General features: G+C 58.9%; 10 protein-coding genes and 1 pseudogene. 6 read left to right on the top strand and 5 right to left on the bottom strand.

Annotated elements, in window-relative coordinates; genetic code table 11:
• Nucleotides 1-279 precede the first annotated feature (279 nt).
• The 3 genes and pseudogenes from QCD69_RS16920 to QCD69_RS16915 all read right to left on the bottom strand — a co-directional run bounded on the left by QCD69_RS16920 (nt 280) and on the right by QCD69_RS16915 (nt 1,961).
• Complete coding sequence (locus tag QCD69_RS16920) at nt 280-612, bottom strand: hypothetical protein (protein WP_253456457.1); 333 nt, start codon at nt 610-612, stop codon at nt 280-282.
• Nucleotides 613-712: 100 nt separating this feature from the next.
• Nucleotides 713-964: pseudogene (locus QCD69_RS22895) on the bottom strand (tlde1 domain-containing protein); the annotation flags it as partial.
• Between the two features lie 61 nt (nt 965-1,025).
• Nucleotides 1,026-1,961 (bottom strand): sugar kinase, encoded by a 936-nt coding sequence (locus QCD69_RS16915; protein WP_301252855.1) that lies wholly within the window; start codon nt 1,959-1,961, stop codon nt 1,026-1,028.
• A gap of 206 nt (nt 1,962-2,167) precedes the next feature.
• Here QCD69_RS16915 and pdeH point away from each other — a divergent pair, with 206 nt between their 5' ends.
• Nucleotides 2,168-2,941 (top strand): cyclic-guanylate-specific phosphodiesterase, encoded by a 774-nt coding sequence (gene pdeH / locus QCD69_RS16910; RefSeq protein WP_125289307.1) that lies wholly within the window; start codon nt 2,168-2,170, stop codon nt 2,939-2,941.
• Nucleotides 2,942-3,001: 60 nt separating this feature from the next.
• Nucleotides 3,002-5,065, top strand: coding sequence for an AsmA family protein (locus QCD69_RS16905; protein WP_253456449.1), 2,064 nt, complete (start codon nt 3,002-3,004; stop codon nt 5,063-5,065).
• A gap of 72 nt (nt 5,066-5,137) precedes the next feature.
• Here the strand turns inward: QCD69_RS16905 and QCD69_RS16900 are convergent, their stop codons facing one another.
• Nucleotides 5,138-6,466 (bottom strand): MFS transporter, encoded by a 1,329-nt coding sequence (locus QCD69_RS16900; RefSeq protein ID WP_253456447.1) that lies wholly within the window; start codon nt 6,464-6,466, stop codon nt 5,138-5,140.
• Between the two features lie 442 nt (nt 6,467-6,908).
• Here QCD69_RS16900 and QCD69_RS16895 point away from each other — a divergent pair, with 442 nt between their 5' ends.
• Genes QCD69_RS16895 through QCD69_RS16885 form a run of 3 tightly spaced genes read left to right on the top strand, consistent with a single transcriptional unit; the run spans nt 6,909 to nt 12,174 of the window.
• Nucleotides 6,909-8,009 (top strand): efflux RND transporter periplasmic adaptor subunit, encoded by a 1,101-nt coding sequence (locus QCD69_RS16895; protein ID WP_301252853.1) that lies wholly within the window; start codon nt 6,909-6,911, stop codon nt 8,007-8,009.
• Between the two features lie 8 nt (nt 8,010-8,017).
• Entirely contained in the window at nt 8,018-11,125 is a 3,108-nt protein-coding gene (locus tag QCD69_RS16890; RefSeq protein ID WP_301252851.1) for an efflux RND transporter permease subunit, read from the top strand.
• Complete coding sequence (locus tag QCD69_RS16885) at nt 11,125-12,174, top strand: AI-2E family transporter (protein ID WP_301252849.1); 1,050 nt, start codon at nt 11,125-11,127, stop codon at nt 12,172-12,174. Before QCD69_RS16890 ends, QCD69_RS16885 begins: the two co-directional genes overlap by 1 nt.
• Here QCD69_RS16885 and QCD69_RS16880 read toward each other — a convergent pair.
• Nucleotides 12,162-13,601, bottom strand: coding sequence for an alpha/beta hydrolase (locus QCD69_RS16880; protein ID WP_253456434.1), 1,440 nt, complete (start codon nt 13,599-13,601; stop codon nt 12,162-12,164). The two genes, QCD69_RS16885 and QCD69_RS16880, sit on opposite strands and share 13 nt — an antisense overlap.
• Nucleotides 13,602-14,220: 619 nt before the next feature.
• On the opposite strand from QCD69_RS16880, the gene mgtA reads away from it, so the two are divergent.
• A complete protein-coding gene (gene mgtA, locus QCD69_RS16875) occupies nt 14,221-16,866 on the top strand; it encodes a magnesium-translocating P-type ATPase (protein ID WP_301252848.1) in 2,646 nt (881 codons plus the stop codon).
• Nucleotides 16,867-17,065 lie beyond the last annotated feature (199 nt).

The following is a 17,065-nucleotide window of genomic DNA, read 5'->3' as shown; positions in this document are numbered from 1 at the left end:
CCTGTTACCTGTTACCTGTTACCTGTTACCTGTTACCTGTTACCTGTTACCTGTTGCTGTTGCTGTTGCTGTTGCTGTTGCTGTTGCTGTTGCTGTTGCCTGTTACCCGTTTGCTTCTTTGCTGCCTGTTGCCTCAGCGCGTTAAAGGGAGCTACAGCACCCGATCCCCAGAGGTTAATTTCGTTCTTATGCAGGCGTGAATATAACGCTAAAGTTTAGCGAGCGAAATTGAAATAATAGGGTGTAGCTTTTTCCCCGGCGGATGCTGGCTGTGATCGGTTAAAGCTCACGTTTTACTATAATATAGCCGTTAAACTTCACGGAGCATTCGTCGTCATCGATCAGAAGTGACGCTAAAGTGATGTTGTGTTTATTGTTATGATTAATATAATCATACTGGACAATAATATTCTGAGCATTGCTCTGCAGAAAAATTTCCTTGTATTTTTCAATCGGGGTAAAGTGCTCGCTTTCTGAATTATAGCTTTTCCTGGCCAGAAGCTCTGCCAGCTCAGGCGTCACTTTATTCGCACTGACGAGGGTCAGTTTAGTTTGCTGCAAAAGAATATCGCTCTCCTTGATACCTGAATCTTCAATCAGGGCATCGGTCATACTGATCCCATTGCTCCTGTTTATATCAAGGCAGGCTGGCGCCCGCAAACCCATGTGTAAAGATAAATAACGCTGTTAGAGACTATTTCTCATTGTACGATTAGCTCCTGATCCCTGCTGTCCGCAATTTTTTGCCGATTATAAGTGAGACAATACAGCCTGTGGATGCAGTTCCTTTGCCATTATCACCCTGAATAAGAAACCCATCCCTGTGACACATGCTGTTCCCCGGCAAGGGGGTGAGGCGTAAAACATATTTTCCTGCAGAACGATGTACGGCTTCAGGACGTTCAATGTGATATCTGCCGCGTGGCAGCGGCCCTTTATACTTAAGGCATTCAAGCGCGATATCGTTCCTGCATCCGGCCTGTTAAATCCGCCGCGCCGCGTTTTGCGGCGCGGGGGAACAGGCGTCAGGCAGGTACATCAGGCATGGCGGAGAGCGGGATAATCGCGCCGCGATGCTGGATCACCGTGCTGGCCGTCAAATGGCCTCTTCTTGCTGCCTCTGCCGCGTCGCCGCCGTTCAGGCGTACCGCCAGATAGCCGGCACTAAACGAGTCACCGGCTGCGGTGGTGTCCACAATACGGCTGGCGGGAAGCGCCTGCGCAGGCACTTCCACAATCGGTTCGCCGGCTACGGAAACCAGACAGGCTTCTGCCCCGCGCTTGATAACGACCTCTGACACCCCGGCTTCATGCGTTCTGGCAATGACGCCTTCCACGCCGGTTTCGCCCCACAGCAAATGCTCGTCGTCCAGCGTCAGGAAGGCGATGTCGGTCACGGCCAGCATTGACCGGTAAGCGGCCTGCGCCTCTGCCACGGAAGCCCACAGCCGGGGACGATAATTGTTGTCGAAAATAACCTTGCCGCCGTTGCTGCGGCAGCGCGCCAGCAGCGTTATCAGCTTTTCGCGACCCGCTGGCGTCAGGATGGCCAGGCTGATGCCGCTCAGATAGAGATAGTCGAACTGCGCCAGCTGCTGGCAAATTTCCTCGGCGCGCGGGCCTTCCAGCCAGAAGCGCGCGGCCGCATCATTGCGCCAGTAATAGAAAGTCCGCTCGCCGTGGGCGTCGGTTTCTATCACGTAAAGGCCGGGCAGTTTGTTCTCCATGCGCTGGACAAGCCCGGTCTGCACTTTTTCCTGTTGCCAGGCCGCCAGCATATCGCTACTGAACGTATCCGTGCCCAGCGCGGTGACGTAATGGACGGCCAGCTGGCTGGTCTGACGGGCAAGATAGACCGCCGTATTCAGCGTATCGCCGCCAAAACCGCGGCACAGGCCCTGTTCTTTTTGGGACAGCTCAATCATACATTCGCCGATAACGGCGATATTTTTCCTGGTCATGATATTCCGCTCGCTACGTTTTTTTGCCCCAGTTTCGCCGTGCTGACCGCCGCAGTCAATATTTTAAAACGCTGTTTTATTTTTTTAGCGCAGGCCTCACGAGCCGCTTTAGCCGCAAAGAACGCGATAAAGTTATCCAGGCGAATGCCGATACTGATTGCAGAAGCCCCACCCATTACGGCCTCAAAAATAACAAGGATCTTAATATGGTGCTGAAGAACATCAGACACCGGCTTCCTCCCTCAACTGTCGTGAAACAGCAGCAGCAGGAGCGTCTTTACTGGCGAGAATGCCAGCGCACCTACACGTTTCAGCCGATCTACCGGGTAACCGGCAGCCTGATGGCAATTGAGCTGCTCACTGCGGTGTTTCATCCTTCCGCGCCGGGCCAGAGAGTATCGCCGGAGTCCTATTTTGCCGCGCTTGACGCTACGGAGCGGATGCTGATTGTTCGCGAGCAGCTGGAACTGCTGGAGAAGTGGAAAACAAAATTTATCGAAGGCGGCATGGTGGCCTCGGTCAATATTGATGGCCCGACGCTACAGGCCGTCCAGCACAATCCGCTGGTTCGCCAGCTTATCGCGCGCTGTCCGTGGGTGCGTTTTGAACTGGTGGAACATCAGGTGCTGCCGCAGGAAGCGCTGGTCGCACAGATCCCGGAGCTGGGGCCGCTGTGGCTGGACGATTTCGGCTCGGGCATGGCGAATTTTTCTGCGCTATCGGAGCTGAAATATGACTATATCAAGCTGGCGCGCGAGCTGTTTATCCTGCTGAGAAAATCGGAAGAGGGCCGCAGCCTGTTCAATATGCTGCTGGCGCTGATCAACCGCTACTGCAAAGGCGTGATTGTAGAAGGCGTCGAGACGCTGGAGGAGTGGCATCAGGTAAAGAACTCGTTCGCCTGCGCGGCGCAGGGCTATTATTTCGCGCACCCTATGCCATTTGATCGGCTGGAAACGCTGCCGCTAAAGCTGGCGTAATACCGTTTTCTCTCTGCTCGTCTATCTTTACAGGAGACGAAGCGAACAAGGAGATAAACAGTGTCGCGCACAGGAAAAGTAATTAGCTGGATTGTCGGGATTTTTTTGTTGCTGGTTGTGGTGGTAGTGGTAGTTATCGCGACATTTAACTGGAACCGCCTGAAGCCAACTATCAACCAGAAAGTCTCCACAGAGCTGAATCGTCCTTTCGCCATCCGCGGCGATCTGGGCGTTGCCTGGGAGCGTAATCGCGACGAGCCGGGCTGGCGCAGCTGGGTGCCGTGGCCGCACGTGCACGCGCAGGATATCCTGCTGGGCAACCCGCCTGCTATTGACGATATTACGATGGTGCATTTACAGCGCGTGGACGCAACGCTCTCTCCGCTGGCGCTGCTGCATAAAGAAATCTTTATCCCGTGGATCAAGCTGGAGCAGCCCGATGCGCGTCTGATCCAGACGGCGAAGGGCAAAAATAACTGGACGTTTGACCTGGCCGCCAGCGACAGCGCCTCGTCCGATGCGCAGCCTTCCGCGTGGACTTTCCGCATGGACAACATCCTGTTCGATCAGGCAAAAATCGCTTACCGTGACGCCATCAACAAGGCGGACGTGCAGGTGACGGTTAATCCGTTGGGCAAGCCCGTTCCCTACGCGCAGATTGCAGGCGGCAAGGATGAAGCGGGTCAGAAGGGCGCATCAGACTTTGTTTTCGGCTGGAAAGCGGCCGGGACCTATAACGATGAGAAGCTGACCGGCGATGGTAAACTCGGCGGCATGCTCTCGCTGCGCAGCAAAACCAATCCGTTCCCCATTCAGGCCGATGTGCGTAACGGCACCACGCGCGTGCAGGTGGCGGGCAGCCTCCAGGATCCAATGAACCTGGGCGGGCTGAATATCCGCCTGCGCTTCTCCGGCGATACGCTGGCGAACCTGTATGGCCTGACCGGCGTGCTGCTGCCGGATACGCCTCCTTATGAAACCGACGGCCATCTGATTGCCCGTTTTCAACAGAAAGGCGGCCCGGTCTTTCATTACAACGATTTTAACGGCCATATCGGCGACAGCGATATTCACGGCTCGCTGACCTACAGCCAGGTGAAGCCGCGCCCTAAACTGGAAGGCTCGCTGGAATCACGCCAGCTGCGCATGGCCGATCTGGGGCCGCTGATCGGCGTTAAATCCGGTAAGGGCAGTGATAAAACCGAGCAGGCGAAGGCGAAAAGAGGCGAGGCACCTAATCAGCCTGCGGATCGGGTGCTGCCGCACGACAGATTCGATACCAAAAACTGGGACGTAATGGACGCCGACGTGAAGTTTAGCGGCAAGCGTATCGAACACAGCGATTCCCTGCCCATCAGCGATCTCTATACGCATCTGGTGCTGAAAAACGGCAATCTGCTGCTGGATCCGCTGCGTTTCGGCGTGGCGGGTGGCAGCCTTAATTCAACCATCCGCATGGAAGGCGACCGTTCGCCGATGCGGGCGCGCGCCGATCTTCACGCGCGTAATCTGAAGCTGAAGCAGCTGTTTTCCAGCGTAGAGTCGATGCAAAGCAGCATGGGACAGATCAACGGTGACGCCACGCTGAGCGGTACGGGCAACTCCGTTGCCGATATTCTGGCGACCAGCGATGGCAGCGTAAAACTGTTGATGAATGACGGCGTGATCAGCCGTGGCCTGATGGAAATCGTCGGTCTTAACGTAGGTAACTATGTGGTTGGCAAGCTGTTCGGCGATGACGAAGTGCGTATCAATTGCGCGGCGGCCGATCTGAACGTGGCGAACGGGGTGGCCTCGACCAAACTCTTTGTCTTCGATACGGAGAACGCGGTGATCAACATCACCGGCACCACGAACTTTGCTAACGAACGGCTGGATCTCTCGATTAATCCAGAGAGTAAAGGAATGCGTATCGTCACGCTGCGTTCACCGCTTTACGTCAAGGGTACCTTTAAAAATCCCGACGCGGGCGTAAAAGCCGGGCCGCTGATTGCCCGTGGCGCTGCGGCCGTAGCTTTGGGGGCGGTAGTAGCGCCTGCCGCCGCGCTGCTGGCGCTGATTTCGCCCAGCGATAATGAGCAGAACCAGTGCGTTAACGTCCTGCAGCAGATGAAAAAGAAATAAAAAAAGCCCGGCGATTGCGCCAGGCTTTTTTTTGCCAAACTGCCGAGGGCCGGTTCAGCATCACGAGCCGGATTAGTCGAACAGCGACTCGTGGCGGGTTTCCCGGCTGGCGAGCAGCGCGAACAGCGTCAGACAGGCCATCGCCGCCAGATAGAGCCCCACGTAGAACAGGCCATAGTTGTGTGCCAGCCAGGTCGCGATATAAGGCGCGACCGAAGCGCCCAGAATCGACGACAGGTTATAAGAGAACGACGCGCCCGTGTAACGCACCTCGGTCGGAAACAGCTCCGGCAGCAGCGCGCCCATCGGACCGAAGGTCAGCCCCATCACGCTTAAGCCGCACAGCAGAAAAGCCATCACCATCCACTGGCTGCCGGAACCCAGCATCGAAGGGAAAATCAGCGCAAAGGCGATAATCATCAGCGTAATCACAATCATCGTCTTGCGGCGACCAAAACGGTCGGCCAGCAGGCCCGCAATCGGCACCATTACGCCAAAGCCGATCACCGCCAGCATCAGCATCCACAGCATGGTATTACGCGGGAAGCCTAAGCCGTTTGGCGCAGGCGTGGTGCCATAGGTCATGGAATAGACGGTCATGATATAGAACAGCGTATAGGTCGCCAGCATGATAAAGGTGCCCAGAATGGTCGCCTTCATATGCTTCGACAGCAGCGTGCCGATAGGGATTTTGACCTGCTTTTTCTCTTTTTTAACTTTAGCGAAAACCGGCGACTCATTGAGCGAAACGCGCACGTACAGCCCGATCAGCACCAGCACCGCAGAGAGAATAAAAGGCACGCGCCAGCCCCACTGCATAAACTGCTCATCGGTTAACAGCCACGAGAGCAGCAGGAAAGTGCCGTTAGCGAAAAAGAAACCGATGGGCGCGCCAAGCTGCGGAAAGGAGCCGTACAGCGCGCGTTTTTTCGCCGGGGCGTTTTCGGTCGCCAGCAGCGCCGCGCCGCCCCATTCGCCGCCCAGCCCCAGGCCCTGTCCAAAACGCGCCAGCGCCAGCAGCAGCGGCGCAAAGACGCCGATAGTTTCGTAGCCCGGCAGCAGGCCGATAACTACGGTGGAAATGCCCATCGTCAGCAGCGACGCGACCAGCGTGACTTTACGGCCCGCGCGGTCGCCGAAGTGACCAAAAAGCGCGGAGCCGATGGGGCGCGCAATAAAGGCGATGGCGAACGTTGCCAGCGACTGTAGCGTTGCGACGGTGGCATCGCCCTGCGGGAAGAAAATATGCGGGAAAACGATTACCGCCGCGGTGGCGTAAATATAGAAATCGAAAAATTCGATAGCGGTGCCGACCAGCGAAGCGATCACCACTTTGCCGCGTGAATTGACGGGCTGGGTGTCCTGTTCGGCGTCGAGCGATGGTGCGATGGAGGCTTGCATAATTGTTTCTTATTTTTAATACGTGAAAAGGAATCTTACGCACTGGATCCCGTTCGTTCAATGGTGGCCAGCCGGGGTGCAGGCGCGGAAAAGAGGATCGTGCGTAAGATAGCGTCGGCGCTGGCTGATAGCCGGGCGAAACGCCCTTTTCATGGCAAGATCCACCAGCAAAGATGCGATAAAAAGTATCTCTTCAGGTAAAAATGCCTGCGCCAGCCTGCTTTTTGCGCACCCGGCGGCATTTTCGGCTGAGGGCGGCATTCAGGGTACGCGCCGTCGGGCGGTTACAAAGCATGTCGGCGCCGGTTAAATCAACCTTAAATCAACCCCGCTTTTCTGCCGTCATTCGGCTTTTTCCTGATCGAAAACAGCTCGTCAGACGGCCTGGTCAATAAACTTCCTGACACTTTTCCCCGCTGAATTTCTGGAAGGTTTTGCCCGGATGCCACTGACTCCCACCCGCGCGCTGACGCGCCTTTTACCGCTGCTGCTGTTTACCTTTACGGTTACCGCTGCGCCGCCGCCTGCCGTGACTGTGACCACGCTTACCCGCGAAAAAATTGCCCATCCTCGCCGCTACCTGGGGCGCGTTGAGGCGCTCCGGCAGGTTGACGTGATGGCGAGAACCGAAGGCGTTATCGTCAAACGCTATTTCAAAAACGGTGAAAATATCCGCGAAGGGCAGCCGCTGTTTGATCTCGATCCGGCAGAGCATCACGCCGCGCTGGCGCGCAGCCAGGCACAGGTCAATCAGGCGGCGGCGCAGGCCCGGCAAGCACAGCTGCACCTTGCGCGTCTGCAGCGGCTGGGCGTGGGGACGGCGGTCAGTCAGTCCGAGCTGGATAACGCCCTGGCCGAGCGCGACAGGGCGCGCGCCGCGCAGAAAGAGGCCGAAGCGCTTTTACAGACCCAGCGGCTGAACGTGGCTTTCACCCGCATCGCCGCGCCGATTAGCGGACGCGCAGGCCACAGCGCTATTCACGAAGGCGCATTGGTTAATCCTGCCCGCGGCGCGCTGGTCAGGCTGAAGCAGCTCAATCCCGTGCACGTGGTGATAGCCATCAACGAGCGCGACTATCTGGCCGACTGGCAGAAAACGCTGAAGGGCGATATGCAGCAGGCGAACGAGGCGATAACGGCCCGCATTCAGCTGGCCAATGGCGCTGCTTACCCTTACAGCGGCCGTTTCTTTGCGCTGGATAATCATATTGATAACCAAACCGGCACCGTGGCCGTAAGCCTGGCCTTCGCCAATCCGCAGCACCTGCTGCTGCCGGGCGGCATGGTGGAGGTGCAGCTTCAGCCGCCGGCGCAGGAACGGCTGTTGCTGCCCGCGCCGGCGCTACAGCAGGACAGCGGCGGCTACTTCGTGTTTCGGGTGGATCGGCAGCAGCACGTAGAGCAAGTCCCTGTTGAAGTCGGCGCGCAGATTGGACAGCGCTATATCATCACCGCCGGCCTTGCCGCAGGCGATCGGGTTATCGTTGCGGGCACGCAGCGCGTCAGGCCGGGTATGCAGGTCGCCGCCAGCGAAGCGTTATAAGGAAGCCTATGCTGAACTTTTTTATCAGGCGGCCTAAATTCGCCATGGTGATTGCGCTGATTATCACGCTGACCGGCGCGATGGCATTGCAAGCGATCCCGGTTGAACAGTTTCCGCAGATCACGCCGCCTGTGATTAGCGTGTCGGCGATCTATCCCGGCGCCAGCGCCCGCGACGTGGCCGAAGCGGTGGGCGGGCCGGTCGAGGCGCAGCTCAACGGCGTCAGCAATATGCTTTACATGGAGTCCACCAGCAGCAATAACGGCAGCTATCAGCTGAGCATTACCTTCGCCAGCGGCACCGACCCCGATATGGCGGCGGTGGAAGTGCAGAATCGGCTGTCGCAAATCAGCACCCGCCTGCCCGCTGAGGTCAATCAAAACGGCATCGCCGTGCGGAAACGGGCCAGCAATATTCTGATGAGCATCAGCGTGCTGTCGCCGGGCAACAGGCTTGATGCGCTCTCTCTCAGCAACTACGCCTCGGTGCGTCTGCGCGACGCGCTGGCGCGTATCCATGGCGTAGGCGACGTGCAGGTCTTTGGCGCGCGCGATTACAGTATGCGTATCTGGCTCGATCCGCACCGCATGGAGGCGTTAAACATCACGACCGATGACGTGATGCAGGCACTAAGGCAGCAAAACGTGCAGGCCGCCGCCGGGCAAATTGGCGCCGCGCCAACGCCTGCGACCCAGCAAACCGTACTAACCGTCAGCGGCCAGGGCAGGCTGCTGACGCCGGAAGCCTTTGCGCAGATTGTACTGCGCAGCAACGCACGCGGCGGCATGGTACGTATTGGCGATATCGCCAGCACCGAGCTGGGCGCGCAGAATTATCAGATTAACGCCGCGCTGAACAATACGCCGGGCGTTTTTCTGATGGTCTATCCCGCTCCGGCCGCCAATGCGCTTAGCGTGGCGAAAGCGGTGCGGGCCGAAATGGCGGAGCAGGCGCGGGTTTTCCCACAGGATATGGCGTATCAGATCAAGTTTGACGCCACTACGCCCGTGACCGCCACGCTGCATGAGATCGCGTTTTCGCTGCTTGTCACGCTGGTGGTGGTGCTGGCGGTGGTCTGGCTGTTTTTACAAAGCCTGCGCGCGACATTTATCGTGGCGTTGACCATTCCCGTTTCGCTGCTGGGCACCTTTGCCGTGCTGCTGGCGGCAGGCTACTCGGCCAACACGCTGAGCCTGTTCGCCATTATCCTGGCGCTGACTATCGTGGTGGACGACGCCATCGTCGTGGTGGAAAACGTCGAGCGCCTGATGATGGAGGAGCCGCTGCTGTCGCCCGCTGAGGCGACGCGCAAGGCGCTTGGGCAGATTGCCGGGCCGGTTATCGCCACTACGCTGGTGCTGCTGGCGGTGTTTGTGCCGACTGCCGTGCTGCCCGGCATCGTGGGCGAACTTTATCGGCAGTTCGCCGTCACGCTGTCGGCGTCGATGGTGCTGTCCAGCGTTTGCGCGCTGACGCTGACGCCCGCGCTTTGCGCCTGTCTGCTGCGGCGGCGCGTCGTGCCGACGACAGGGCCGCTGGCGAGCCTCAACCGTTTTATCAACCGGACGCGTGACGGCTATGTCGCGCTGACGCAAAAAATTAATCGCTACTCCATCACCACGGCTGCGGTGATCCTGGCGGCAGGCGTCGTGACCTGGATGAGCTATCAGCAGCTGCCCGATGGCTTTCTGCCGCAGGAAGATGAGGGCTACCTGTTTATCAACGTTCAGCTGCCGGAAGGCGCGGCGCTGCCCAGAACGCAGCAGGTGATGGAGCAGATGTACCAGGTCGTGAAGAAAAATCCGGCGGTGGCGGACGTGATCAAAATCACCGGTTTCAGCCTGCTGGGCGGCGGTAATTCGCCCGACAGCGGCTTCGGCATTGTGCTGCTGAAAGCGTGGCACGAGCGTCCATCCATCGCGCAGCTTTTGCCGCTGCTTCAGCAGCAGCTGGCCGCCATTCCTGCCGCCACCATTATGGCTTTCGTGCCGCCGCCGGTCAGCGGTCTGGGCAACGCTGCCGGTTTCGATCTGCGTATTCAGGCGCTGGAAGGACAGTCGCCGCAGGCGCTGGCGCAGGCTGCCCACGCCGTGATTACGGCGGCGAACCAGCATCCTCAGCTTAGCCGGGTATTTACCACGTTCAGCGCGACGGTGCCGGAAATGAGCCTGACCATCGACCGCGAGCGGGCCGCGCTGATGCAGGTGCCGGTCAGTCGAATTGTTGCCGTATTGCAAACCGCGTTCGGCGGCAGCGAGGCAGGCGACTTTACCCGGAACGGCCGCCAGTTTCGGGTACAGGTGCAAAATGAGATGCGCTTTCGTCAGCACAGCGAGCAGCTGCTGGCGCTGACCGTGCGTAGCGACACGGGCGCGCAGGTCAGGCTGAACCAGCTGGTTACGCTGAAGCCGTCGCTCGGCGCGCCTTACATCATGCAGTACAACCAGTTTCCGTCGCTGGCGATCGGCGGCGGCGGCGCGCAGGGCGTCAGCTCAGGGCAGGCGATGCAGGCGATGACCGAAGTGCTGGCGCAGCATCTGCCGGAAGGCTACGAATACAGCTGGAGCGGCATGTCGTATCAGGAGCAGCAAACCGGCAATCAGGCCGTGCTGATCTATCTGGCGGCGGTGCTGTTCGCCTGGCTGTTTATGGTGGCGCAGTATGAAAGCTGGAGCGTGCCGCTGGCGGTAATGCTGTCGGTGGTTTTCGCCGCCGCAGGCGCCGTAGCCGGCCTGCATCTGATGGGCTTTACCAACGATGTCTATGCGCAGATTGGGCTGGTGTTGCTGATGGGCCTGGCCGCCAAAAACGCCATTCTACTGGTCGAGTTTGCCCGCGATCGCCGCGCCAGCGGCGTGCCGATCGGCCAGGCCGCGAAGCAGGCCGCCAGCCAGCGTTTTCGTGCGGTCATGATGACCGCCATTTCCTTTATCGTCGGCGTGCTGCCGCTGGTGATGGCCAGCGGCGCCGGCGCGGCCAGCCGCCGGATTATCGGCATCACGGTCTTTAGCGGCATGCTGGCGGCCACGCTGTTTGGCATTTTATTTATTCCCGCGCTCTGGCTGCATATTCAGCGCCTGCGGGAGTGGCGCAAACGGCCCCGGGGAACGCGTTAATGGCCCACCATGACAGGGCATTGAAAGCCGTTGTGATGCTGGGCATGTTGGTCATTATTTTTGCGGGCATCCGGGCGGGGGCCGATATCGTGGTGCCCTTTATTCTGGCGCTGTTTGTGGCGGTCATCCTCAATCCGCTGGTGATGTTGTTGCAGCGGATTGGCCTGCCGAGGCTGCTGGCCGTTGCGCTGATTATCGGCATTATCGTGCTGGCAAGCGTTCTGCTGCTGACCACGCTGGCGGCAATGCTCAACGACTTTGCCCGCACGCTGCCGCAATACCGGCTGGTGATGCTTGCCTGGCAGGAAGAGACGCGGCAGCTGATGGCGCGTTTTGGCGTGCCGTTCTCTTTTGGCGAAGCGATGGCGCTGGCCGATCCTAACGCGGCCATCAACCTGGTCAGTCGCCTGGTATCGCAGCTTTCCGGCGCCATCAGCGGCATCTTTCTGCTGCTGATGACGGTGGTGTTTATGCTGTTCGAAGCGCCGCTGCTGCCGGGAAAGCTACGGCGGATCCTCAGCCGACCCGGCGATGGCATGGCGGCTATCCAGCAGGCGCTCGACAGCGTAAGCCGCTACCTGATCCTGAAAACCGCTATCAGCCTGCTGACCGGCGTGGTGGTCTGGCTGCTGCTGTGGCTGATGGGCGTGCGCTTTGCGCTGCTGTGGAGCGTGCTGGCCTTTGCGCTGAACTACATCCCCAATATCGGCTCGGTTATCGCCGCCGTTCCGCCTGTGATCCAGGCTTTAATCTTTAATGGCAGTTGGGAAAGTGTGGTGGTGGCCGTCGGCTATCTGCTGATTAATCTGGTGATTGGCAATATGCTGGAGCCGCGCTGGATGGGGCGCGGGCTGGGCCTGTCCACGCTGGTGGTTTTTCTGTCGCTGATTTTTTGGGGCTGGCTGCTGGGGCTGGTCGGGATGCTGCTCTCCGTGCCGCTGACCATCGTGGTGAAGATAGCGCTGGAGCAGACGCCGGGCGGCGAACGGCTGGCGCTGCTGCTCAGCGACGGCAGGCCTCCTGGCGACGGCAGGCCTCACAGCGTCTGATTAACGCGCTGCTGCATCCAGAACCAGAACGGATTGGAGGCCTGGCGCATCAGCATATCCAGGCTGACCATCAGCACGCTGCGCTCGCCGCGCGGCGTCAGGACGCCAAAGCTGACGCCAAACTCGTTCGGCCGGTCGGGCTGACGGCCATACAGCGAATCGCTGAACGGAAAGGGCAGCGCCACGTGCGAGAGGGAATAGACGTCCGCCGGATAGCGGACGCCCAGCGGCACGCTGGTGGTCACCTTGCTGCCCGCGGGCGTGGTGCGGGCAACGGCATCGTTGCTGGTCGGCGCCGCGTTGGTCACCAGCGTAACGGCGTAATTGCGCGGCGTCGCCGGCAGCAGATTATCCGCCGCGTGCAGCGCCGTGGGACGCATCAGCGGAGAAAGCGCCACCGAACGATTAACGTCGAAAAGCACCAGCTCGCTGCCGTTAGCGGGCAACAGATTATAGAGGCCGCGCACCACGGCGGGCGTGCTGACCGTCGCATCGGCCACCGACTGGAAGGTCAGCACCGGCGGCAGTTTGTCCAGCAAACGGCTGGCGCGATCGCGGTGCAGCTGACTTTGCAGCGCGCTGGTCAGCAGCCACGACTGCCGCGCCGCTTTTACCGGAAAGGAGTTGTATTTAAAGGGATTGAACTCCGGCAGGATGCTCAGCCAGGCCGAACGGGCAAACGCGGGCAGCAGAGAAGGCAACCCGGCCAGGCCCGCGTAGCGCGCATAGCTGCTGACGCCAATCATCGGCGAAATCAAAATTAGCCGGTTCGGCACGGGCAGCGAGGGATCTTCCAGCGCGTCCAGCGTATATTTCATCGCCAGCGCGCCGCCGTTGGAAAAGCCCATTATTTGCAGCGGCGCGCCCGCCGGAATGCGCCGATGGGCTTCCCGCACCGCCAGCCTGGTGGCCGCCAGCCAGTCTTCCCATTCGGTTTGGGTCAGCGCCGCCGGGACGGTGCCGTGACCCGGCAGCCGGATGGCGACCACCACATAACCATGCTGCTGATAATCTGCGGCGAAATGTCGCAGGCTATAGGGCGAATCCGTCAGCCCGTGCAAAAGCACCACCGCACCGCGAGGCTTTCCCTGCGGCAATAGCTGATAAGAACGGTTCCAGTCCGTGGCGAAACGCGCCGGATAAACCGGGCTTTTCTCCGCATAACGGTTATAGCTATCCGCGCTGTCTTCCGACGGTCTGACGTCGATTTTCATCCGGGCAAAGATCTGCTGCTCATTGCGCAAATAGGCGGACCAGTCGCTGCGGTCCATCTGACGGTCGCTCATTTCGGCAGGCAGCCAGGTATGCCACGGCTCCAGGGCTGGCCCGCGCTCGGTAACGGCAACACGCAGCGCCAGCAGCAGGAAGGCCAGCAGGACAACCAGTAACACCAGGCGTCTTATCCAGAATCGTGTGCGTTGTAGCATGGCTGTTCCCGTTGGCAAATTTGCGCAGGAAGTATAGAGGAAATCAGGACGATAGCGTTGATCGTCATCATTCGCGCTGGTGTGCCGTACCCACCAAGTGACCCATTAAATCGCACTCGTTGAGTCAGGGTTTAGATTAACTCAGCGGTTAGTTACGGTTATAAATTAGTTTAATCTATTGATTATAAATGAAAAATAATTGTTTACGCTGAAAAATTCGCTCGCCGCCGTCTGGGTTTACTTCCCCGGTAAGCGGGATTATAGTGGCGGCGATTTCCTTAACGGAGCCAATAATTGGACAGTCATCCTTTACGTTTTAACTCATAAGGCAGGCTACGCCGTTTGCTTGCCGATAACCGGTGGGCACTGTTTTTCTCTCTCCTGAGCATTACGTCCCCGTCATAACTTTTTTCTCCCGCGCAGCCGCCGGGCAAGGATTAACGATGAAAGAACCTCCGACCAGCGACGGGCGATGGCAAACAGGCAGAGTTAAGCGTACACGCTTCCCGTAACGTCCTCTTTTCCTCTTCCCCGCCTCGCCCAATCCTGACCCCAAAAATCAAATCCTCATGCGCAGGGTCGCTTCTCTGCGCCTGAATAAAAATAAAGGATTAGGCACATGAAAAAATCCCGCTCCCGCGATCTGGCTATCGCACAAGAAATAAAACTGAGCCTGGACAGCACGCTGGCTCGTCTGCACACCCAACGCAATGGTTTGACCGCCGCTGATGCCAGCGAGCGCCTGTTGGAATATGGCAAAAATGAGGTCGCCACGGCTCAGGCGCCGCACGCGCTGATCCAGCTGATCCAGGCCTTTAATAACCCCTTTATCTGGATCCTGATCGTGCTGGCCGCCATCAGCTTTTTCACGGATTACCTGCTGCCGCTGCGGCAGGGCGAAGAGACCGATCTTACCGGCATTATCATCATGCTGACCATGGTGGCGCTCAGCGGCCTGCTGCGTTTCTGGCAGGAGTACCGCACCAATAAAGCGGCGGAAGCGCTGAAATCGCTGGTACGCACGACGGCAACCGCTATTCGCCGCAGTAGCGAAAACGCCGCGCCGGTCAGAATGGAAGTTGCGCTACAGGACGTGGTGCCCGGCGACGTGATCTTTCTGTCGGCTGGCGACATGGTGCCGGCAGATGTGCGCCTGCTGACCGCTAAAGATTTGTTTATCAGCCAGGCTTCGCTAAGCGGCGAAGCGGTGCCGGTAGAAAAACATGCCGCGTCAGATCGGTGCCAGCCAGATGACGATCTGCTGAACAGGCCCGATATCTGCCTGATGGGCACCAGCGTCGCCAGCGGTACGGCTACCGCCGTCGTAGTCGCGACAGGCAACCGTACCTGGTTTGGCTCGCTGGCAAAATCCGTGACCGGCAGCCGGCCACAAACCGCTTTCGATCGCGGCGTAAACAGCGTCAGCTGGCTGCTGGTGCGCTTTATGCTGGCGATGGTGCCCGTGGTGTTGTTTATCAACGGCTTTACCAAAGGCGACTGGGCAGACGCCACGCTGTTCGCGCTGGCCGTGGCGGTTGGCCTGACGCCGGAGATGCTGCCGATGATTGTCAGCTCTAATCTGGCGAAAGGCGCCATTGCCCTGTCGCGGCGCAAAGTGGTGGTGAAGCGGCTTAACGCTATTCAGAATTTTGGCGCGATGGACGTGCTGTGTACCGATAAAACCGGCACGCTGACCCAGGATCGCATTATCCTGGCGCAGCATCTTGACGCGCACGGGCACAGCAGCGATCGGGTTTTGCAGCTGGCCTGGCTGAACAGCCGCCATCAGACCGGCGTAAAAAACCTGATGGACAGGGCGATCCTGAGCTTCAGCCAGGGAAAATGGGTGGTTAGCGGGCTGCATCGCTATCGCAAAATCGACGAGCTGCCGTTTGATTTTGAACGCCGCCGTTTGTCCATTGTGGTGGCGGACGAACACGATCGGCAGAAACTGATCTGCAAGGGCGCGGCGGGCGAAATGCTGTCTGTCGCCACGCACTGGCAGGACGGACGCGAACGGCGTCCGCTGGATGAGGCCGCGCGTCAGCAGTGGAGCCAACAGGCGGCGCGCTGGAATCAGCAGGGTTTTCGCGTACTGCTTATCGGCGAGCGCGATCTGAGCGATATGCCGCTAACGCTGCCGCTGCACAAGGATGATGAGCGGGATTTGACGCTTTGCGGCCTGCTGACCTTCCTTGATCCGCCCAAAGAGAGCGCCAGAGAAGCGATTGCCGCCCTGCACGAGCACGGCGTAACGGTAAAAGTGCTGACCGGCGATAACGCCATTATCACCAGTAAGATTTGCCGCGATGTCGGGCTGGAGCCAGGAGAGCCGCTGTGTGGCAGCGAAATCGAGCGGCTGGATGACCGCGAACTGGCGACGCTGGCGGACTCACGCACCATTTTTTGCCGCCTGACGCCGCTGCAAAAATCCCGCGTGCTGAATATGCTGCAACAAAACGGCCATACGGTCGGCTTCCTGGGCGACGGCATCAACGATGCGCCAGCGTTACGGGAGGCGGATGTCGGGATTTCCGTCGACAGCGCTACGGATATTGCGAAAGAGTCTGCCGATATTATTCTGCTGGAAAAAAACCTGATGGTGCTGGAGCAGGGCGTTATCAAAGGCCGCGAGACTTTCGGCAACATTATTAAGTACCTGAATATGACCGCCAGCTCCAACTTCGGCAACGTTTTTTCCGTGCTGATCGCCAGCGCATTCCTGCCTTTTTTGCCCATGCTGGCTATCCAATTGCTGATCCAGAACCTGATGTATGACCTTTCCCAGCTGGCGCTGCCCTGGGACAAAATGGATAAGGCGTTCCTGCGCAAGCCGCGTAAGTGGGACGCAAGGAATATCGGCCGCTTTATGCTGTGGATGGGCCCGACGTCTTCGCTGTTTGACGTCACCACCTTTCTGCTGATGTGGCACGTTTTTGCCGCCAACAGCGTGGAGCATCAGGCGCTGTTCCAGTCAGGCTGGTTTGTCGAAGGTCTGCTGTCGCAAACGCTGGTGGTGCATATGCTGCGCACGCAGAAGATCCCTTTTATCCAGAGCCGCGCGGCGCTGCCGGTGATGCTGATGACGGGGCTGGTGATGGCGCTGGGGATCGCCATCCCCTTTTCACCGCTGGGCGAAGCGGTTGGGCTGACGCCGCTGCCCTGGACTTACTTCCCGTGGCTGGTAGCGACGCTGCTGGGTTATTGCCTGGTGACGCAGGGAATGAAGCGCCTTTATATCCGCCGTTTCGGCCAGTGGTTCTGAGGAGGAAAGATGAAATATAACAACGCCATCACTGCTATCGTGCTGTTCTTTGTTGCGTTAGTTATCCTGTCCAGCGGCCTGCTGATGATCTTCGGCCACTGAAAAGGAGCAGGTATAGAGCCGGGCGCGGTTGGCAGAAGCTGTAAACGAAGCCTGCCGCGCCGTCGTCAACCTGATCCGGAACCCGCGTGGAGGGCCG

It is taken from the genome of Erwinia sp. PsM31 (assembly GCF_030433775.1).
Classification (GTDB): domain Bacteria; phylum Pseudomonadota; class Gammaproteobacteria; order Enterobacterales; family Enterobacteriaceae; genus Erwinia; species Erwinia aeris.
The sequence above is the reverse complement of the archived record's forward strand: the minus strand, read 5'-3'. Positions and strand labels throughout refer to the sequence as shown.